This is a genomic window from Bauldia sp. (genome assembly GCA_037200845.1).
In the GTDB taxonomy this organism is placed as follows: Bacteria; Pseudomonadota; Alphaproteobacteria; order Rhizobiales; family Kaistiaceae; genus DASZQY01.
Window position 1 is genome coordinate 725,376 of the sequence record JBBCGQ010000001.1, and the last position, 19,230, is coordinate 744,605.

The following is a 19,230-nucleotide window of genomic DNA, read 5'->3' on the forward strand; positions in this document are numbered from 1 at the left end:
GCCGCTGGAGCCGCTGCTCTGACCGTTGCTGCCGCTGCTGCCGCTTGAGCCCGGGTTGTCGGTTGGCTCGCCGCCGCTGCTGCCTTGGTCGTCCCCGCCGCTCGCGGCCCCGGACGAACTCGCACCGGCACCGCTGCTGCTGCTGGTCTGGCCGCTGGAGCCACTGCTCTGGCCGTTGGTGCCGCTGGAGCCGGGGTTGTCGGTTGGCTCGCCGCCGCTGCTGCCTTGGTCGTCCCCGCCGCTCGCGGCCCCGGAGGAACTCGCACCGGCGCCGCTGCTGCTGCTGGTCTGGCCGCTGGAACCGCTGCTCTGGCCGTTGCTGCCGCTGGAGCCGGGGTTGTCGGTTGGCTCGCCGCCACTGCTGCCTTGGTCGTCTCCGCCGCTCGCGGCCCCGGACGAACTCGCACCGGCACCGCTGCTGCTGCTGGTCTGGCCGCTGGAGCCGCTGCTCTGACCGTTGCTGCCGCTGCTCGAAGACGTCTGGCCCGAGGCGCCGCCGCTGCTGCTCGCGCCGCTGCTGCTGGTGGTGCCGCCGCTGGTGTCGGGATTGCTGCCGCTACTGGACTCGCTGCCGCTGCTCGAAGACGTCTGCCCCGAGGCACCGCCGCTGCTACTCGCGCCGCTGCTGCTGGTGGTGCCGCCGCTGGTGTCGGGATTGCTGCCGCTGCTGGACTCGCTGCCGCTGCTCGAAGACGTCTGGCCCGAGGCACCGCCGCTCGAGGATGCCTGACCGGCGCTACTCGCCCCACCGCCGCTGCTGCTCGCGCCGCTGCTGCTGGTGGTGCCGCCGCTGGCGTCGGGATTGCTGCCGCTGCTGGACTCGCTGCCGCTGCTCGAAGACGTCTGGCCGGATGCGCCGCCGCTCGAGGAAGCCTGGCCGGCGCTGCTCGCCACACCGCCGCTGCTGCTCGCGCCACTGCTGCTGGTGGCCGGATTGCTGCCGCTACTGGACTCGCTGCCGCTGCTCGAAGACGTCTGGCCCGAGGCGCCGCCGCTCGAGGAAGCCTGACCGGCGCTGCTCGCCCCACCGCCGCTGCCGGCGCCGTCGTCGTCGCCGCTGCCTGCCCCGCTGCTTGATGCGCCGCCACTGGAGGAAGCCTGGCCGGCGCTGCTCGCCCCGCCGCCGCTGCTGCTCGCGCCGCTGCTGCTGGCGGTCGGATTGCTGCCGCTGCTGGCGCCGTTGTCGTCGCCGTTGCCTGCCCCGCTGCTTGATGCGCCGCCGCTGGAGGAGGCCTGACCGGCGCTGCTCGCCACACCGCCGCTGCTGCTCGCGCCACTGCTGCTGGCGCCGTTCTGCCCGCTGCTGCTCGCAGTCGGATTAGTGCCACTGCTTGCGCCGTTGTCGCCGCTGCTGCTGGCTCCGCCACTGCTGCTGGCGCCGTTGTCGTCGCCGTTGCCTGCCCCGCTGCTTGATGCGCCGCCGCTCGAGGAAGCCTGGCCGGCGCTGCTCGCCACACCGCCGCTGCTGCTCGCGCCACTGCTGCTGGCGCCGTTCTGCCCGCTGCTGCTCGCAGTCGGATTAGTGCCACTGCTTGCGCCGTTGTCGCCGCTGCTGCTGGCTCCGCCACTGCTGCTTGCGCCGTTGTCGCCGCTGCTGCTGGCTCCGCCACTGCTGCTGGCGCCGTTGTCGTCGCCGTTGCCTGCCCCGCTGCTTGATGCGCCGCCGCTCGAGGAAGCCTGGCCGGCGCTGCTCGCCACACCGCCGCTGCTGCTGGCGCCACTGCTGCTGGCGCCGTTCTGCCCGCTGCTGCTCGCAGTCGGATTAGTGCCACTGCTTGCGCCGTTGTCGCCGCTGCTGCTTGCGCCGCCGCTGCTACTGGCCGCTCCTCCGGAGGAAGGCTGCCCGGACGAGCCCGGTGCGCAGGCCGCGCCGGGCTGCTGCGGGTCGCACGGCGGCGGCGGTGGCGGCGAATTGTCCGACGACGAGCTGTAGTTGGCGATATCGATCACGCAGCTCGCGCAAAAGCCGCTGCCCGGATGCGCCGCGCAGTAGGCGCCGCCTACCGATGCGTTCGCCGTCTTGCCGGCTCCGCATTGCGGCGCCGCGTGGGCGATTGCCACCGGGGTGGCGAGCGCGCCGGCAAGCAACGCTGCCGCTAACCTGGCTGACAAGGACACCAAACACACCTGCCGGTTGCCCATCGCCGACCGCGTCAGGCCGGATGGTTAGCCGCCAGTAAAGAAACGGCATGGGGAAGTCTGTCATCCACCGTTTGGTGGAAGGCGGGTCATGGGCTCCCGCCTGCCGGCCGCCGCCTCGTGCGGCTGGCATTGGATATGCAAACGCCAGTTGATAAGGTTCCGGGGGAGGCCTTGAGCGAGTAGCGAGAAGATGGACGCCCCGGGCCCCGTCAAGAGCCTCTCCGAACTCATCGGCAACATTTATGACTGCATTCTCGATCCGGGAATGTGGCCATCGGTTTTGGCCGAGATCTGCACGGATTTCGGCTTCGCCAGCGCCATTCTGGCGGTCGTGCGGCTGCCCGGTTTGGAGGTCGCGTGCCTTGCCTATACGGGCATCGCTCCCGAGATGGTGGCGATGGCCATGACGATGGCTCCTGAGATCACCCAGCTCTGGGGCGGGCTGGAACGGATCAAGCAATTTCCGCTCGACGAGCCGATAGTCCACTCCCAGGCCATCGTTCGCGCATCGGTGCTGGATAACCGCTACCTCCGCGAATGGGGGGAGCCCCAGGGGTACCTCGACGCGGTCGCGATCAACCTGGCGAACGACGGATCCATGATCGCCAACCTCGGCATGAACCGGCACCGGTCCGCCGGCTTTCTCACCGAGGCCTGGATCGTGGACGGCTTGCGCACGCTGGCGCCGCACATCGGCCGCGCCCTCGCGATCAGCAACCTGTTCGATATGAAGGCGATCGAGGCGGCGACCTTCGCCTCGGTGCTCGACGCCTCGACCTTCGGCGTGTTCCTCGTCGATGCGAACCTCGCGATCGTGCACGCCAACGCCGTCGCCGGGCGCATGCTTACCGAACGCGACCCTGTGCAATCGACCAGGGGCACTCTCTCGGTGGGGCAGAACGCGTCGAACGCCGCCCTCCGCCGCGCCGTGGCGCAGGCGGCAAGCAACGATGTTTCCATCGGGCAGGGCGGCATCGGCATTCCGGCGCGCCGGTCGGACGGCAGCGCGCGCGTCCTGCACGTGCTGCCGCTCAATCGCGGCGCGATGCGGCGCGGGCTGGCGCAGCGCGCGGTGGCCGCGGTCTTCGTCGCCCCGGCGCTGGGCGCGGCGCCGCTGCCGAAGGATGCCCTTGCCCTGCTCTACGATCTGACGCCCGCCGAGGCGCGGATTTTCGAGCTGATCGTCGCCGGCCAGACACAGCGCGAAATGAGCAACACGCTCGGCGTCGCCGGCAGCACGGTCAAGAGCCACGTGCTCAGCCTGTTCAACAAGACCGGCTGCAGCCGACAGGTGGATCTGGTCCGCCTCGCCAACGCGATGTCGCCGCCGATATAGCCGGGCTCAGTCCGAGGGGCTGGCGCGATCATCGTCCGCGACCTGCTCGCCGTCTGCGAGCGGCTGGCGGCGGAAGGCCGGACCATCATCATCATCGTCGAGCAGAACCTCGCCGCTGCGCTGTCGATCGCGTCCCGCGCCTATATCCTCAACAACGGCCACGTCGCCGTCGACGGCACCAGCGCCGACCTCAAGGCTTCACCGGACATCCTCGCCCGCTACGTCGGCGTCTGATCCGCGAGCCACGGCGCGAGATCGGCGTCATTCCGGCGCATCGGCGTGCGCGCGGATCGTGATTCCATCTAACGGAGCTGCGAGCCCCACAGGCGCGCGTAGGCATCGAGGTCAATCGCCAGCGCAGGCGTCGCCGGCGGGTCCTTGATCGGCGCGTGCGCCGGCCGCGCGCCTTCCGCGAGGATCGCGGCGCCGTGGATCGTGCCGGTCGAATCTTCGTGGCCGATCGCCGGGCGGCCGGTTCGCTGCGCCAGTGCCGCGAGGAAGAGCGTGTTGCGCGCGAACGGCCCCTCGACAATCACCGGGCCCTCCGCGCCGGCAAGCGCCAGGCAGGTCTCGGCCATCAGCGCGGCGTAGAGGCTGGCGACCGCGGCGCGCTCGCCGGGCGACAGATGCGCGGCGTCGTGCGACCAGCGGCCGTCGCCATCCGGAAACGGTCCGGTGCCCGGCACGAAGGTAGGCAGCGCCATGATGCCGTCGCGCACGACCCGGGCGACGTCGTCGGACGACGGGGAGGCGGCCTTGCCGTCGTGCCCGGCGACGATCTCGAACTCGCGCCCCGCCATGAACCGCGCCGACGGCACGGCGCGGCCGAGCGGATCGACGTTGGCGAGGCAGTCGCGCTCGGGGTCGAGGCCGGCGAGGCTGCCGCCCGGCGCGAACACCACCATCCACGTGCCGGTGGAGAGGACGGCAAACGGCTGCGGCCGCGCGAGAAGATGCGGCCATAAACTGGCGTTGGAATCGTGGATGCCGGCGACGACGCGCGTGGCTAGCGCGAGCCCGGTCGCCGTAGCGACCGCGGGCAGGATCGTGCCGACGACATCCCACGCGTTGGCGAGCGGCGGGAACAGTTCGCTCCAGCCCTCGCGCTCTGCCAGCCGCGAATACGCGCGGGCGCCCGGATTCCACAGGTCGGTGTGGCAGCCGAGCGACGTCACCTCCGCAGCCTTGGCGCCGGTCAATCGCCACGCCCAGTATTGCGGGTAGGGCAGGATCGCATCGACCTTGGCGAACTCGGTCGGGAACGTGCGGCTCTGCCAGTAAATCTGGCGGCCCGCGTTCAGCCCGTTGGGCAGGTCCGGCGACAGCGTCTCGGAAAATTCGCCGCGCGCCCTGGTGTAGTCCGCGCGCAGACTCTCCGGCCCGTCGTGTTCGTAATCGAGCACCGGCAGCGCCAGTGCGTCGCCGGCGAGCAGTGCGAAGCAGGCGCCGTGCGTCGTGATCGAGACGGTCGCGACGTCCGCCAGGGCGGTGAAGTCGCGCAGCCCGGCGAGTATCCAGCGCCACAGGCCGTCGACGTCGTAGTGCGGATACGGGCCATCGTGGAGGACGGCGTTGGCGGTGGTGAGGATGCGCAGCGTCGCGCCGTTGTCGGCGACCAGCGCCAGCTTGGCGTTGGACTTGCCGATGTCGATGACGGCGGTCGCCACGCCCTCACTCCATGTGAAAGACGGTGACGAGCGGCACGGCGATCGGCTCGTTGTCCGGCTTCACCGCCATGATGTCGGCCATGTGCGCCCACCAGCGCTGCATGACCGGATGGCTGGGCAGGTCGTCCATCGTGTGGTCGTCGGTGCGCCACAGCACCGCGAACAGCGCGTTGCTCTCGCGATCGAGATGGATCGAGTAGTCCGACACGCCGGCATCCTTCAGCAGCGCGGACAGCTCCGGCCAGATCGCGTCGTGGCGGCGCTTGTACTCGGCCTCCATGCCGGGGTTGAGCTGCATGCGGAAGGCATACTTCTGCATCACGCCGCCCTCCAGCGCCGCGAAATCTTGCCCGCGACGATGGGCAGCGCGATGACGCCGATAAGCAGGCCGCCGATGAAGATCGACTGGACGATGCCGGGCACGTTGAACAGCCCGAAGCCGAACGTCAGCAGCCCCATGACGAACGCGGCGATGACGACGCCGACGATGGTGCCCGAGCCGCCGAGGATATTGACGCCGCCGAGCACGACCATGGTGACCACCTCGAGCTCGAAGCCGGTGGCGATGGTGGGCCGTGTTGAGGCGATCCGCGAGGTGAGCAGCACCGAAGCGACGCCGCTCATCAGGCCGGTGAGCATGAACAGGAAGAATCGGATTCGGTTGACGCGCACGCCGGAGAATTGTGCGGCGACGGGATTGTTGCCGATGGCGTAGACCCGGCGGCCGAAGGTGGTGAGGTGGAGCACCACGGCGAAGATCGCCGCCAGAACCAGGAACAGCACGAACTCGAACGAGAACACCCAGTAGACGTAGCCCTGGCCGAAAAAGTCAAAGCCCGCCGGATATTTCCGGTACACCTGATCGCCGAGCACGACGTACGAGATGCCGCGGAACAGGCTCATCGTGCCGATGGTGACGACGATCGACGGGATTCGGAACCAGGTGACGATGAAGCCGTTGAACGCGCCGGCGATGACGCCGACGGCAAGGCCGATGACGACCAGCACCGCCGGCCCGGCGCCCGCGGTGGCGGCAGCGCCCATTGCCGTGGAGGAAATCGCGATGATCGAGGCGACCGACAGGTCGATCTCGCCCGCGATGATCAGGAACGCCATGGCGAAGGCGATCGGCGCCTTCTCGGTGAAATTGAAGGTCGCGTCGGAGAGGTTGAAGGCGTTGAGGAAGTACGGCGAGGCGAGCGAATTGTAGGCGAAGATCGCTACTGCCACCGCGAACAGGATGACCTCCCAGCGCCTCCACCAGCCGCCGGTGGCGATGCGATCCGGGATGTTGCGAATGGCGGGCGCGCTGTCGCTCATGCCGACGCCGCCTCTTTCAGGATGAGGCGGCCGGCGCGCTTCTCGCGGCCGGAGTTGACGATGACCGCGGCAAGGATTGCGGCGCCCGAGACGGCGAGCTGCCAGAACGGCGAGATGTAGACGACCGGCAGCGCGTTGCGCACGACGCCGAAGAAGATGGCGCCGAGCACCGCGCCGGCAACGGTGCCGATGCCGCCGGAAATCGAGACGCCGCCGATGACGCACGACGCGATCACGTCGAGCTCGAAGCCGTTCGCCATGTCGACGTTGGCGATCGAGAAGCGCGTCGCCCACAGGTAGCCGCAGAAGCCGGCGACCGTACCCGAGACGCAGAACGCGATGAACTGCGTGCGCCCGACGTCGATGCCGGTGTAGACCGCCGCGGTCGGGTTGCCGCCGGCGGCGTAGAAGGCACGGCCGGTGCGCGTCCCGCGGATAGCGACCGCGAAGATCGCGATGACGACGATGGCGAACCACGACATCATCGGCAGACCGAGGAATTCGGCACGCGGCAATGCGAGGAACTCCGGGCTCATCTGGTGGCCGACGATCGACGTGCCGCCCGAGGCGACGAAGGCGAGGCCGCGATAGATCGACAGCGTGCCGAGCGTGACGACGATCGACGGGATGCCGACCAGCCAGACCATGGCGCCGTTGAAGGCGCCGAGCACGAGCCCGATGCCAGCGGCGAGCAGCATGATCAGCGGGACGGGGACGCCGGGGAAAGCCGCGTTGACCAGCGCGACCAGCACGCCGGTGAGCGCGATGTTGGCGGCGACCGACAGGTCGATGCACTTGGTGAGGATCACGGTCATCTGCGCCAGCGCCAGCATGATCAGAACCGACGTGTCGTTGAACAGGCCGGCGAGATTCTGCGGCCAGACGAAGCTCGGCCGGATGAAACCGACCACCGCGATGAGAACGAAGACGACGGCGCCGAACAGGATATCGCGGTTGGGGCGCATCAGGCAGCCTCTGCCGCGACGTTGCCGGTCGCCGCGGCGACCAGCGTCTCCGCCGTCAGCCCGGCGCGGTCGAACACGCCGGCGACGCGGCCCTCGCGCATGACGATGACGCGGTCCGACATGCCGAGGATTTCCGGCAGCTCGGAAGAAACCATGATGACGGCAAGGCCCTGCGCCACCAACTCGCCCATGAAGGCGTGCACGGCGGCCTTGGAGCCGACGTCGATGCCCTTGGTCGGCTCGTCGAGAATGATGACGCGCGGCTCGGTCGCCAGCCACTTGCCGATCACGACCTTCTGCTGGTTGCCGCCCGACAGCGTACCGACCTCCTGGCTGAGGCTCGAGGCGCGGAGATCGAGGCGCGCGGAATATTTGCGGGCGAGATCGAACTCGCGCGCGAGATCGAGGAAGCCGCGCTTGGTGACGCGGTGGAGCGAGGGCAGGGTGATGTTCTCGAACACCGGCAGCGCGAGGATGGCGCCCTGCCGCTGGCGCTCCTCCGGCACGTAGACGATGCCGGCATCGACCGCATCGGCGGGCTTGCGGATGCTGATTTCCTTGCCGCCCAGCGATATCCGGCCGGCCGAGGGGCGCGTCACGCCGAACAGGGCCTGCATGATCTCGCTGCGGCCGGAGCCGACGAGGCCGTAGAAGCCGAGGATCTCGCCGCGGCGGAGATCGAAGCTGATGTCCGCAAACTCGGTCGGGTGCGACAGGCCGGCGACCGAGAACACCGTCTCGCCGAGAGGCACCGTCACCTTCGGGAAGACATGATCGACCGTGCGGCCGACCATCAGCGAGATGAGGCGCGAGGGCGTGGCTTCGGAGACGACGCCGGAGCCGACCGAGCGGCCGTCGCGGAAGACGGCGTATTCGTCGGCGATGCGGAAGATTTCCTCGAACTTGTGGCTGATGAAAAGGATCGCCTTTCCTTCGCGCTTCAGCTTGCCGACGATGGCGTAGAGCTCCTCGACTTCCTTGTGCGACAGCGAGGCGGTCGGCTCGTCCATGATGACGATGCGCGCGTCGATCGACAGCGCGCGGGCGATGGCGACGAGGTGCTTGCGCGCGATCGCGAGATCGCGGAGCCGCATGTCGGGATCGAGCTCGACCTCTAGCTCCGCGAGAATCTCGCGCGTGCGCGTGCGCATCGCCTTCCAGTCGAGCAGGCCGAAGCGGCCGGCGATCGGATGGCCGAGGAAGATGTTTTCGGTCACCGTCAGCTCGTCGAACAGCACCGTCTCCTGGTGCGTCGCGGTGATGCCCTGGCGGAACGCGCTTTCGGCGTCGGGGATGAGGATCGGCCTGCCGTCGAGGGCAATGGTGCCCGCGTCCGGCGTGTAGACGCCGGTCAGAATCTTGACCAGCGTCGACTTGCCGGCGCCGTTCTCGCCGATCAGCGCCGTGACGGTGCCCGGATAGAGCCGCAGCTCAACGCCCTCCAGCGCTTTCACGCCGGGAAAGGATTTGGAGATGCCGACGGCTTCGAGAGCGGGAACAGCAGAGGTCAACGGAGGCTCCGAAGTCGTTCGCCAGCCACGCCGTGGGACATCCGCCACGGGACCCGGAACGACAATGATACGTCGTCGGAAAGAAAAAGGGAGGCGGCCGAGACCGCCTCCCCCGGAGGCCCTGGGAGGAGGCCTAGTAGACCTTCGAGAACTCGTCGATGTTCGACGCGTTGAACACGAACGGCGGGGCCATCGGGCCCGACAGGTCGTCGTCCAGCTTCACCTTGCCGAGCTTGCCCATCGACAGCTCGCCGCCGGCCGTCGCCGTTTCCTTCTTGGTGGCGAGGTTGTAGGCGATCGTCGTCGCGGCATAGCCGAGGTCGATCGGGTTCCACAGCGCGAAGGACGGCGAGGCGCCCGACTTGACGTGGGTGATCATTTCCGACGGCAGGCCGAGGCCGGTGACGAACACCTTGCCGACCAGCTTCTGGTCTTCGACCACGACCGACGCCTGGCGGATGCCGACGGTGGTCGGGGCGATGATGACCTTGAGGTTCGGATACTTCTGGATCAGGCCCTTCGCTTCCGCGAGGCTCTTGTCGTCGTTGTCGTCGCCGTAGACGGTGTCGACGAGATTGACGTTCGGGAACATCCCGGCGTCCTTCTTCATCACTTCGATCCAGGCGTTCTGGTTGGTGGCGGTCGACGAGGCGGAGAGAATGGCGACGTCGCCCTTCTGGCCGTTGAGCAGGTCGGACGCCATCTTGAGGTTCTGGTCGCCGATGAGCTGCGTCGCCGAGGCGAGCAGGTTCATCTGGCGGCCGTCCTTGGAGACGCCGGAGTCGAAGGAGATGACGGTGACGCCGCGTTCCATCGCCTTCTTCAGGGCCGGCACGAGCGCGTCGGCGTCGTTCGCCGAAACCGCGATCGCGTTGACGCCCTGCGCCACGAGCTGGTTGATGATGTCGATCTGGCCTTCCGGAGTGGGCTTCGCCGGACCGGTGTAGATGATGTCGACGTTGCCGAGTTCCTTGGCGGCTTCGTTGGCGCCCTTGGCAGCGGCGTCGAAGAAGCCGTTGCCGAGATTCTTGACGAGCAGCGCGATCTTGACGTTGGCGGCCGAGGCCGGGCTTACGGCGAAGGCGAGCGCCAGAGCGCTGCCGATCGCCAGAGACTTCAGAAACTTCATTTTCTTCATTCCTCCCATTGGGTTACGCGAGTACCTGTCGTGTGGTTCGGCGTGCCTCACGCAGCCGATGTCGACGCCTCCCCGGCGGCCGCTTCTTCGGCGGCGACGATGAGACGGATTCCGGATTGCTCGACCATCTTGGCATCGCGCGGCGAGACGCCGTCGTCGGTGATGATGGTGTGGACGCGTTCGAGCGGGCAGAGGATCAAACTGGAGCGGCCGGCGAACTTCGACGAGTCGAGCAGCAGCACGAGCTCCTCGGCCTGGTTGATCAGCTTCTGCTCGGCCTGGATGAGCAGCGGGTCGGCTTCCATGACGCCGATCGGGCTGACGCCCTGCGCGCTCATGAACATGCGGCGCGCATAGAAGTTGCGCGTCACGTCGTTCTCGAACGGCGACAGCACGATGTTCTGCTCGCGGTAGATCGAGCCGCCGGGCAGCGTGATCGTGTTCTTAGAATTGTGCAGCAGGTGCTCGGCAATCGGGAACGAGTTGGTGAGGATCTGCATCCGCCGGCGCGCGAGATGATGCACCATCTGGAACGTCGTCGTGCCGCCGTTGATGATGATCGACTCGCCGTCCTCGCAGAGCGCCACGGCCGCGGCGGCGATGGCGCGCTTCTTCTCGACGTTGACGCCTTCGTTGACCGAGAAGGGGCGACCGGCGAGGCCGACCGTCTGCGGCGGGTGCAGCGCCTCGGCGCCGCCGCGCACGCGGCGCAGGCGGCCGGCGACATGCAGCGCGCCGATGTCGCGGCGGATGGTCGCCTCGGACGCGCCCGTCAGCTCGACGAGTTGCGTCACCGTGACGACCGGCCGCTCGGCCACTTCGCCGAGGATGATCCGCTGGCGTTCGATCTCGTGCATGAATTCTCCCGATGCCGAGATCACCAAGTATCCTTGGTTGAGTCAATCAAAAACAATCATTTCCGATTATATTGCATCGCAATACTTCATATTGCGTCGCATATACGCTCAGACGCGATCGCTTTTGATTGACAAGCAGCGGTGCTTTGCGGGATCAATGCCCGCAGAAGCCGCCGGGCGCCCGGCCGCCGCCTCCGCTACAACCTTTCGGCATCATGACCGCACCAGTCGACAGTCCGCTTCTTTCGAGCCGCTGGGACGAGCGCCACGCATCGACTCTGACGCCGCCGGAGCTTCTGCTCTATCGCTCCAACCTGCTCGGCTCCGATCTCCGCATCACCAATTTCGGCGGCGGCAATACGTCGGCGAAGCTGATGGAGCGCGATCCGCTTTCGGGCCAGCCGGTCGAGGTGCTGTGGGTAAAGGGATCGGGCGGCGATCTCGGCTCGATGAAGCTCGACGGATTTTCGACGCTCTATCAGGGCAAGCTGGAGGGGCTGAAGAAGCTCTACCGCGGGCCGGCGCACGAGGACGAGATGGTCGGCCTCCTGCCGCACTGCACCTTCAATCTCAATCCGCGCGCCGCATCGATCGACACGCCGCTGCACGGCTTCCTGCCCTACAAGCACGTCGACCACATGCATCCCGACGCGGTGATCGCGATCGCGGCGACGACCAACTCGCGCGCGCTGACCAAGGAAGTGTACGGCGACTCGATCGGCTGGCTGCCGTGGCGCCGTCCGGGATTCGAACTCGGCCTGATGCTCGAAAAATTCGCGCGCGAGAATCCGAAGGCGATCGGTGTCGTGCTCGAAAGCCACGGCCTCTTCACCTGGGATAACGATCCGCGCACCTGCTACGAGACGACCATCGCGACTATCAACAAGGCGATCACCTGGCTCGCCGGCAAGGCGGGCGCGAAGCCCGCATTCGGCGGCGCCGCGGTGACTGCCGAGACGCCGGAGAAGCGCCGCGCCGCGGCGGCGAAGCTGATGCCGGCGATCCGCGGCCTGATCGGCAAGCCGCAGTACAAGGTCGGCAATTTCGACGACGCGCCGGCCGCGCTGGAATTCGTAAACTCCAAGCAGCTCAAGGAGTTGGCGGCGCTTGGCACCTCGTGCCCGGACCATTTCCTGCGCACCAAGATCCGTCCGCTGGTGATCGACTATGCCGGCGACATCGACAAGACCATCGCCGGACTGGAAGCCGCGGTCAGCGCGTATCGCGCCGACTACGCCGCCTATTACGAACGCTGCAAGCACGCCGACAGTCCCGCGATGCGCGACCCGAACGCGGTCGTGTATCTCGTGCCCGGCGTCGGCATGATCACGTTCGCCAACGACAAGGCGACGGCGCGCATCGCCGGCGAGTTCTACCGCAACGCCATCAACGTCATGCGCGGCGCCTCGTCGGTCGACACCTACGTCGGCCTGCCCGAGCAGGAAGCCTTCGACATCGAGTACTGGCTGCTCGAGGAAGCGAAGCTGCAGCGCATGCCGAAGCCGAAGTCGCTGTCCGGCCGCATCGCCTTCATCACCGGCGGCGCGTCGGGCATCGGCCGCGCGGCCGCGGCGCGGCTGCTCAGCGAGGGCGCATGCGTCGTCATCGCCGACGTCGACAAGGCGATGCTGGAAGAGACGCAGGCCGGCTTCGCCAAGGCGAGCGGCAAGGACAACATTCGCGGCGTGCATATGGACGTCACCGGCGAGGACGCCGTCATCCGCGCCTTCGTCGATTCTGTCGTCGAGTACGGCGGCATCGACATCGTCGTGTCGAACGCCGGCATCTCGTCGTCGGCGCCGATCGAGGACACCGGCCTCGATATGTGGAACCGCAACATGGATATCCTGGTGAAGGGATATTTCCTCGTGTCGCGCGAAGCCTTCCGCCTGCTCAAGCGCCAGAAGCTCGGCGGCGCCATCGTCTTCGTCGCCTCCAAGAACGGCCTCGCCGCTTCGCCCAACGCCGCCGCGTACTCGACGGCCAAGGCGGCGGAGATCCATCTTGCCCGCGGCTTGGCGCTGGAAGGCGCGGCGGACGGCATCCGCGTCAACGTCGTCAACCCGGACGCGGTGCTGCGCGGCTCCAAGATCTGGACCGGCGAGTGGCGCGAGCAGCGCGCCGCGGCGTACAAGATGAAGCCGGACGACCTCGAGGAGCACTACCGCCAGCGCAGCCTGTTGAAGCGCAACGTGCTGCCCGAGGACGTCGCCGAGGCGATTTTCTTCCTGGCTTCGGACATGAGCGCGAAGTCGACCGGCAACATGATCAACGTCGACGCCGGCAACGCGCAGAGCTTCACGCGCTAGCTTTTTCTGCCTTGGGGGGAATGCGATGGCGACCGGCCCGATCGACCAGAACCTGATCGCCGAGGACAACCGCAAGCGCGAGAAGGCGCTGACCGCGGACTACGCCGCGCTGGGCGAGCAGCTCGCGCGCCGCAAGATCGACATCGATCGCATCACCAAGACCGTCGCCGCGTTCGCGGTCGCCATCCCGTCATGGGGCGTCGGCACCGGCGGCACGCGCTTCGCGCGCTTTCCCGGTCCGGGCGAGCCGCGCAACATCTTCGACAAGATCGACGATTGCGCCGTGATCAACCAGCTTGGCCGCGCGACGCCGACGGTGTCGCTGCACATCCCGTGGGACAAGGTGAAGGACTGGAAGGGCCTGCGCGAGAAGGGCGAGAAGCTGGGGCTCGCGTTCGACGCGATGAACTCCAACACCTTCTCCGACGCGCCCGGCCAGAAGCGCAGCTACAAGTTCGGCAGCCTGTCGCACGCCGACGCCGCGGTGCGCGAGCAGGCGGTGGCGCACAACGTCGAGTGCATCGAGATCGGCGAGAAACTCGGCTCCAAGGCGCTGACGGTGTGGATCGGCGACGGCTCGAATTTTCCGGGGCAGTCGAATTTCACCAAATCCTTCGAGCGCTACCTCGACGCGATGAAGCAGGTATACGCCAGGCTGCCGGCCGACTGGCGCGTCTTCATCGAGCACAAGCTCTACGAGCCGGCGTTCTACTCGACCGTCATCCAAGACTGGGGCACCAGCTACCTCGCCGCGAGCGAGTTGGGCCCGAAGGCATTCTGCCTTGTCGACCTCGGCCACCATGCGCCGACGGTCAACATCGAGATGATCGTCGCGCGGCTGATCCAGTTCAAGAAGCTCGCCGGCTTCCACTTCAACGATTCGAAATACGGCGACGACGATCTCGATGCCGGGTCGATCAACCCGTACCAGTTGTTCCTCGTCTTCAACGAACTGGTCGATGCCGCCGAGCGCAAGGCGAAAGGCTTCCGGCCGGCGTACATGATCGACCAGTCGCACAACGTCACCGACCCGATCGAAAGCCTGATCGTCAGCGCCGGCGAGATCCGCCGCGCCTACGCGCAGGCCCTGCTCGTCGACCGTGCCGCGCTCGCCGAGTTACAGGACCGGAACGACGCGCTGATGGCGACGCAGGCGCTGAAGCAGGCGTTCACCACCGACGTCGCGCCGATTCTGGCCAAGGCGCGCGCCGACACCGGCGGCGCCATCGATCCGGTCGCCGCCTACCGCGCCTCGAAATATCGCGCCAGGGTCGGGAAGGAGCGGCCCGCGGTCGGCGGCTCGTCGGGAGGCATCGTCTGACGCTTCTCTCCTCGGCCGTCCTTACACTTTCCTTATTCCGCGACCCCACCTTCCGTATGGCGCCCTGACGCATCCCGGCACGACATTCCGCCCGTCCTAACCGGCGGAGCGTCACGTCATGCTCGACATTCTTTTCATCGCCCTCGGCCTCGCGCTGTTCGCCATCGCGGGCGGCTACGTCCTCCTCGTCGATCGGCTGTGAGGGCGGCGCCATGTTCGAAGTCACCCTCGGCGCCATCGTCGCGGTCGCGCTTGCCGCTTATCTCGTCGTGACCCTCGTCCGGCCGGAGCGGTTCTGACCATGACCGCGCTCGGCTGGCTGCAGATCGTTCTGCTCTATCTGCTGGTGCTGGTAGCGGTGAAGCCGCTCGGCGGCTTCATGGCGCAGGTCTTCGACGGCGGGCGCACGTTCCTCTCGCCGGTGCTGGTGCCGGTCGAGCGCGGCTTCTACCGCCTCGCCGGCGTCGACGAGACGAAGGAGCAGGGCTGGCGCGGCTACACGCTCGCGATGCTCGCCTTCAACGCCGCCGGCTTCGTACTGGTCTACCTGATCATGCGCCTGCAGGGCCTGCTGCCGCTCAACCCGCAGGGCTTCGGCGGCGTCGAGCCGGGACTCGCGTTCAACACCGCGATCAGCTTCGTCACCAACACCAACTGGCAGTCATACGGCGGCGAAACGACGATGAGCCATTTCACGCAGATGGCCGGGCTCGCTGTGCAGAATTTCCTGTCGGCCGCGACCGGCATCGCGCTCGCCATCGCGCTGACCCGCGCCTTCGCGCGCTCCGGCGCCAGCGAGATAGGCAACTTCTGGGTCGATATGGTGCGCTCGACCCTCTACATCCTGCTGCCCCTCTCCATCGTCTTCGCGCTGGTTTTCGCCTTCCTCGGCGAGCCGCAGACGCTGCTCGCCTCGGTCCAGGCGACGACCCTGGAAGGCGCGCAGCAGAACATCGCGCTCGGCCCGGTCGCCTCGCAGGAGGCGATCAAGATGCTGGGCACCAACGGCGGCGGCTTCTTCAACGCCAACTCCGCGCATCCCTTCGAGAACCCGACGCCGCTGACCAACCTGCTCGAGATGTGGACGATCGTCGCCATCTCGGCGGCGCTCACCCTCACCTTCGGCAAGATGGTGAAAGATACGCGCCAGGGCTGGGCGCTGCTCGCCGTCATGGGCCTGCTGCTCGTCGCCGCCACCGTCGTCGCCTATTGGGCCGAGGGCGCCGGCAACCCGATCCTCGCCGCGCTCGGCCTCGACCCCGCCGGTGGCAACATGGAGGGCAAGGAGGTCCGCTTCGGCATCGCGAATTCGTCGTTGTGGTCGACGCTGACGACCGGCGCCTCGAACGGCTCGGTCAACGCGATGCATGACTCGTTCACGCCGCTTGGCGGCTTGATGCCGCTGTTCCTCATCAAGCTTGGCGAGATCCTGCCCGGCGGCGTCGGCTCCGGCCTCTACGGCATCGTTGTCTTCGCGGTCATCGCCGTGTTCGTCGCCGGCCTCATGGTCGGCCGCACGCCGGAATATCTTGGCAAGAAGATCGAGGCGCGCGAGATGAAGCTCGCCGTCCTCGCCATCCTTCTATTGCCGGCCGCGCTGCTGGGCTTCGCCGCGGTCGCCGCGATGATCCCCGTCGGCCTGTCGAGCCTCAACAATGCCGGCCCGCACGGCTTGAGCGAAATCCTCTACGCCTACTCGTCCGCAGTCGGAAACAACGGCTCCGCCTTCGCCGGGCTGAATGCCAACACGCCCTGGTACAACACGACGCTCGGCATCGCGATGTTCCTCGGCCGCTTCGCCATCATCGTGCCGGTCATGGGCATCGCCGGGTCGCTCGCCGCCAAGACCAAGGGCGCGCCCTCCGCCGGCACCTTTCCGACGCACGGCCCGCTGTTCGTCGGACTGCTCATCGGCGTCATCCTCATCCTCGGCGGGCTGCAATATTTTCCGGCGCTCGCGCTGGGCCCCATCGTCGAGCATTTCCTGATGCTCGCCGGCCAGACCTTCTGATCGGAGGCAACCATTATGCCCGCCAAAGCCAGCGCCACCGCGCTTCTCGATCCCGCCATCCTCGGCCGCGCCGCGCTCGACGCGTTCCGCAAGCTCGACCCGCGCGACCTGGCACGGAACCCGGTGATCTTCGTCACCGAAGTCGTCGCCGCGCTGGTCACGGTGTTGTGGGTCCGCCACCTCGCCACCGGCGGCGACGCCGTCTTCTCCGGCCAGATCGCTGCCTGGCTCTGGTTTACCGTGCTGTTCGCGAATTTCGCCGAAGCGGTGGCCGAGGGCAGGGGGAAGGCGCAGGCCGCCGCGCTGCGACGTATGCGCTCCGACGTCGTCGCCAAGCGACTGCCGGGCCTCGATGGTCCCGAGGGCGTCTACGAGAAGGTGCTGGCCGCGGAGCTGGAGGTCGGCGACATCGTGCTCGTCGCGGCCAATGAAATCATCCCCGGCGACGGCGAGGTCGTGCAGGGCATCGCCTCGGTCAACGAGTCCGCCATCACCGGCGAGTCCGCGCCGGTGATCCGCGAGTCCGGCGGCGACCGCTCCGCCGTCACCGGCGGCACGACCGTGCTGTCCGACTGGATCAAGGTAAGGATCACCAAGGCCGCCGGCTCGACCTTCCTCGATCGCATGATCGCGCTGGTCGAAGGCGCGGCGCGGCAGAAAACGCCGAACGAGCTGGCGCTGTCGATCCTGTTGTCGGGCCTGACGCTGATCTTCCTGATCACGGTCGTCACGCTGTGGGGCCTCGCCGGCTACTCCGGCACCGTGCTGTCGGTCACGGTGCTGGTCGCGCTGCTGGTGACGCTGATCCCGACGACCATCGGCGGCCTGCTGTCGGCCATCGGCATCGCCGGCATGGACCGCCTCATCCGCTTCAACGTCGTCGCCACCTCCGGCCGCGCGGTGGAGGCCGCCGGCGACGTCGACACGCTGCTGCTCGACAAGACCGGCACCATCACCTTCGGCAACCGCATGGCGACCGCGTTCCTCGCCGCACCCGGCGTCCAGAACAAGACGCTGGCGGAAGCGGCCTGGCTGGCGAGCCTCGCCGACGAGACGCCAGAAGGCCGCTCCATCGTTGCCTACGCCAAGAATTTCGCTTTCACCGAGCCCGAGATCGACCCGGCGAGGATGAAGGCCATCGAATTCTCCGCCCATACCCGCATCTCCGGCGTCGAGCTGCCGGGACGCAGCGTCCGCAAGGGCGCCGTTGACGCCGTACTCAACCATCTCGGCACCAAGCTGCACCTGACGCCCGCCGCCTTCCGCGCCGCGGTCGACGAGATCGCACGCACCGGCGGCACTCCGCTGGCGGTGTCCGAGGACGGCGCGCTCCTCGGCGTCATCCACCTCAAGGACGTGGTGAAGCCCGACATCAAGTCGCGCTTCGCCGCGCTCCGCTCGATGGGCATCAAGACGGTGATGGTGACCGGCGACAATCCGGCGACCGCGGCCGCCATCGCGTCGGAAGCCGGCGTCGACGACTTCATCGCCGAGGCGACGCCGCAGGACAAGCTGACCTACATCCGCAAGGAGCAGGAGGGCGGCCGCCTGATCGCGATGTGCGGCGACGGCACCAACGACGCGCCGGCGCTCGCCCAGGCCGACGTCGGCGTCGCGATGCAGACCGGCACCCAGGCCGCGCGCGAGGCCGGCAACATGGTCGACCTCGATTCCGATCCGACCAAGCTGATCGAGGTGGTCGAGATCGGCAAGCAACTGCTGATGACGCGCGGCTCGCTGACGACGTTCTCCATCGCCAACGACGTCGCCAAGTATTTCGCGATCATCCCGGCGCTGTTTGTCGTCACCTATCCGCAGCTCGGCGCGCTCAACGTCATGCACCTCGCCACACCACAAAGCGCGATCCTGTCGGCGGTCATCTTCAACGCGCTGATCATCATCGCGCTCATCCCGCTGGCGCTGCGCGGTGTCGCCTACCGCGCAACGGGAGCGGCAGCGCTTCTGCGCCGCAACCTGCTGATCTACGGGCTCGGCGGCATCGTCGCGCCGTTCATCGGTATCAAGATCATCGATCTCGCCGTCACCGCCCTCGGGCTGGCGTGAGGAGCACCGCCATGTCCGAACACATCCGCCCGGCTTTCGTCCTACTGCTGCTGTTCACGCTGCTCACCGGGATCGCCTATCCGCTGGCGATCACCGGCGTCGCCTCGGTTATCTTTCCGGGCCAAGCCTCGGGCAGCCTGATCGAGAAAAACGGCGTCGTCATCGGCTCGAGCCTGGTCGGCCAGCCGTTTGCCGCCGACCGCTACTTCCACCCGCGGCCGTCCGCGGCCGGCGCCGGCTACGATGGCGGCGCGTCGTCGGGCTCCAACCTTGGCCCGACGTCGAAGAAGCTGGTCGACCGCGTCACCACCGACATCGCGGCGCTCCGCTCCACCGGCGTCACTGGCCCGATCCCCGCCGACGCGGTCACAACGTCGGCCTCCGGCCTCGATCCCGACATCTCGCCCGCCTACGCCCTGCTGCAGGTGAAGCGCGTCGCTGCCGCCCGGAACCTGCCCGATGCGAATGTGCGGGCGCTGGTCGACCGCAACACTACTGGCCCGACGCTCGGCATACTCGGTGAACCACGCGTCAACGTTCTGCTGCTCAACCTGGCGCTGGATGGAGTACCTTCGCGCTGAGAGAAATG

Annotated in this window: 18 protein-coding genes; 11 read left to right on the forward strand and 7 right to left on the reverse strand. The window is 67.7% G+C overall.

The window, feature by feature from the left end:
- Nucleotides 1-25: 25 nt before the first annotated feature.
- From WDM94_03540 to WDM94_03560, 5 genes are all read left to right on the forward strand, one after another.
- A complete protein-coding gene (locus tag WDM94_03540) occupies nucleotides 26-454 on the forward strand; it encodes a hypothetical protein (GenBank protein ID MEJ0011698.1) in 429 nt (142 codons plus the stop codon).
- A gap of 3 nt (nucleotides 455-457) precedes the next feature.
- Nucleotides 458-730: a hypothetical protein gene (locus WDM94_03545; protein MEJ0011699.1), complete on the forward strand. Its 273-nt coding sequence runs from the start codon at nucleotides 458-460 to the stop codon at nucleotides 728-730.
- 48 nt (nucleotides 731-778) lie between these two features.
- Nucleotides 779-1,009, forward strand: coding sequence for a hypothetical protein (locus WDM94_03550; GenBank protein MEJ0011700.1), 231 nt, complete (start codon nucleotides 779-781; stop codon nucleotides 1,007-1,009).
- Nucleotides 1,010-1,321: 312 nt separating this feature from the next.
- Nucleotides 1,322-1,933 carry a hypothetical protein gene (locus WDM94_03555; GenBank protein MEJ0011701.1) on the forward strand — a complete coding sequence of 204 codons (612 nt, stop codon included), beginning with the start codon at nucleotides 1,322-1,324 and terminating at the stop codon, nucleotides 1,931-1,933.
- A gap of 399 nt (nucleotides 1,934-2,332) precedes the next feature.
- Nucleotides 2,333-3,478 carry a helix-turn-helix transcriptional regulator gene (locus WDM94_03560; GenBank protein ID MEJ0011702.1) on the forward strand — a complete coding sequence of 382 codons (1,146 nt, stop codon included), beginning with the start codon at nucleotides 2,333-2,335 and terminating at the stop codon, nucleotides 3,476-3,478.
- A gap of 302 nt (nucleotides 3,479-3,780) precedes the next feature.
- Here the strand turns inward: WDM94_03560 and WDM94_03565 are convergent, their stop codons facing one another.
- The 7 genes from WDM94_03565 to WDM94_03595 form a co-directional block, all read right to left on the reverse strand.
- Nucleotides 3,781-5,145, reverse strand: a complete 1,365-nt coding sequence (locus tag WDM94_03565; GenBank protein ID MEJ0011703.1) for an FGGY family carbohydrate kinase — start codon at nucleotides 5,143-5,145, stop codon at nucleotides 3,781-3,783.
- Between the two features lie 4 nt (nucleotides 5,146-5,149).
- Nucleotides 5,150-5,464, reverse strand: a complete 315-nt coding sequence (rhaM, locus tag WDM94_03570; protein ID MEJ0011704.1) for an L-rhamnose mutarotase — start codon at nucleotides 5,462-5,464, stop codon at nucleotides 5,150-5,152.
- Nucleotides 5,464-6,465: an ABC transporter permease gene (locus WDM94_03575; GenBank protein MEJ0011705.1), complete on the reverse strand. Its 1,002-nt coding sequence runs from the start codon at nucleotides 6,463-6,465 to the stop codon at nucleotides 5,464-5,466. Before WDM94_03575 ends, rhaM begins: the two co-directional genes overlap by 1 nt.
- On the reverse strand, nucleotides 6,462-7,430 hold the full coding sequence (locus WDM94_03580) for an ABC transporter permease (protein ID MEJ0011706.1): 969 nt from the start codon (nucleotides 7,428-7,430) through the stop codon (nucleotides 6,462-6,464). Before WDM94_03580 ends, WDM94_03575 begins: the two co-directional genes overlap by 4 nt.
- Nucleotides 7,430-8,941, reverse strand: coding sequence for a sugar ABC transporter ATP-binding protein (locus WDM94_03585; protein MEJ0011707.1), 1,512 nt, complete (start codon nucleotides 8,939-8,941; stop codon nucleotides 7,430-7,432). Before WDM94_03585 ends, WDM94_03580 begins: the two co-directional genes overlap by 1 nt.
- A 133-nt stretch (nucleotides 8,942-9,074) precedes the next feature.
- Nucleotides 9,075-10,070, reverse strand: coding sequence for a rhamnose ABC transporter substrate-binding protein (gene rhaS / locus WDM94_03590; GenBank protein MEJ0011708.1), 996 nt, complete (start codon nucleotides 10,068-10,070; stop codon nucleotides 9,075-9,077).
- A gap of 56 nt (nucleotides 10,071-10,126) precedes the next feature.
- A complete protein-coding gene (locus WDM94_03595) occupies nucleotides 10,127-10,936 on the reverse strand; it encodes a DeoR/GlpR family DNA-binding transcription regulator (GenBank protein MEJ0011709.1) in 810 nt (269 codons plus the stop codon).
- 215 nt (nucleotides 10,937-11,151) lie between these two features.
- Here WDM94_03595 and WDM94_03600 point away from each other — a divergent pair, with 215 nt between their 5' ends.
- The 6 genes from WDM94_03600 to kdpC all read left to right on the forward strand — a co-directional run bounded on the left by WDM94_03600 (nucleotide 11,152) and on the right by kdpC (nucleotide 19,222).
- A complete protein-coding gene (locus WDM94_03600) occupies nucleotides 11,152-13,245 on the forward strand; it encodes a bifunctional rhamnulose-1-phosphate aldolase/short-chain dehydrogenase (protein ID MEJ0011710.1) in 2,094 nt (697 codons plus the stop codon).
- A 25-nt stretch (nucleotides 13,246-13,270) separates the two neighbouring features.
- Complete coding sequence (gene rhaI, locus WDM94_03605) at nucleotides 13,271-14,566, forward strand: L-rhamnose catabolism isomerase (protein MEJ0011711.1); 1,296 nt, start codon at nucleotides 13,271-13,273, stop codon at nucleotides 14,564-14,566.
- A 212-nt stretch (nucleotides 14,567-14,778) separates the two neighbouring features.
- Complete coding sequence (gene kdpF / locus WDM94_03610) at nucleotides 14,779-14,865, forward strand: K(+)-transporting ATPase subunit F (protein MEJ0011712.1); 87 nt, start codon at nucleotides 14,779-14,781, stop codon at nucleotides 14,863-14,865.
- Nucleotides 14,866-14,867: 2 nt separating this feature from the next.
- Nucleotides 14,868-16,577: a potassium-transporting ATPase subunit KdpA gene (gene kdpA / locus WDM94_03615; protein MEJ0011713.1), complete on the forward strand. Its 1,710-nt coding sequence runs from the start codon at nucleotides 14,868-14,870 to the stop codon at nucleotides 16,575-16,577.
- Between the two features lie 15 nt (nucleotides 16,578-16,592).
- Nucleotides 16,593-18,641, forward strand: coding sequence for a potassium-transporting ATPase subunit KdpB (gene kdpB / locus WDM94_03620; GenBank protein ID MEJ0011714.1), 2,049 nt, complete (start codon nucleotides 16,593-16,595; stop codon nucleotides 18,639-18,641).
- 11 nt (nucleotides 18,642-18,652) lie between these two features.
- On the forward strand, nucleotides 18,653-19,222 hold the full coding sequence (gene kdpC / locus WDM94_03625; GenBank protein MEJ0011715.1) for a potassium-transporting ATPase subunit KdpC: 570 nt from the start codon (nucleotides 18,653-18,655) through the stop codon (nucleotides 19,220-19,222).
- Nucleotides 19,223-19,230 lie beyond the last annotated feature (8 nt).

Excerpts from the sequence above, each read along its gene's own strand:
- kdpC (MEJ0011715.1), top strand. The coding sequence starts at position 18,653 with ATGTCCGAACACATCCGCCCGGCTTTCGTCCTACTGCTGCTGTTCACG.
- rhaS (MEJ0011708.1), bottom strand. The coding sequence starts at position 10,070 with ATGAAGTTTCTGAAGTCTCTGGCGATCGGCAGCGCTCTGGCGCTCGCC.
- rhaM (MEJ0011704.1), bottom strand. The coding sequence starts at position 5,464 with ATGCAGAAGTATGCCTTCCGCATGCAGCTCAACCCCGGCATGGAGGCC.
- WDM94_03580 (MEJ0011706.1), bottom strand. The coding sequence starts at position 7,430 with ATGCGCCCCAACCGCGATATCCTGTTCGGCGCCGTCGTCTTCGTTCTC.
- rhaI (MEJ0011711.1), top strand. The coding sequence starts at position 13,271 with ATGGCGACCGGCCCGATCGACCAGAACCTGATCGCCGAGGACAACCGC.
- WDM94_03575 (MEJ0011705.1), bottom strand. The coding sequence starts at position 6,465 with ATGAGCGACAGCGCGCCCGCCATTCGCAACATCCCGGATCGCATCGCC.
- WDM94_03560 (MEJ0011702.1), top strand. The coding sequence starts at position 2,333 with ATGGACGCCCCGGGCCCCGTCAAGAGCCTCTCCGAACTCATCGGCAAC.
- WDM94_03600 (MEJ0011710.1), top strand. The coding sequence starts at position 11,152 with ATGACCGCACCAGTCGACAGTCCGCTTCTTTCGAGCCGCTGGGACGAG.
- WDM94_03595 (MEJ0011709.1), bottom strand. The coding sequence starts at position 10,936 with ATGCACGAGATCGAACGCCAGCGGATCATCCTCGGCGAAGTGGCCGAG.
- kdpF (MEJ0011712.1), top strand. The coding sequence starts at position 14,779 with ATGTTCGAAGTCACCCTCGGCGCCATCGTCGCGGTCGCGCTTGCCGCT.
- kdpA (MEJ0011713.1), top strand. The coding sequence starts at position 14,868 with ATGACCGCGCTCGGCTGGCTGCAGATCGTTCTGCTCTATCTGCTGGTG.
- kdpB (MEJ0011714.1), top strand. The coding sequence starts at position 16,593 with ATGCCCGCCAAAGCCAGCGCCACCGCGCTTCTCGATCCCGCCATCCTC.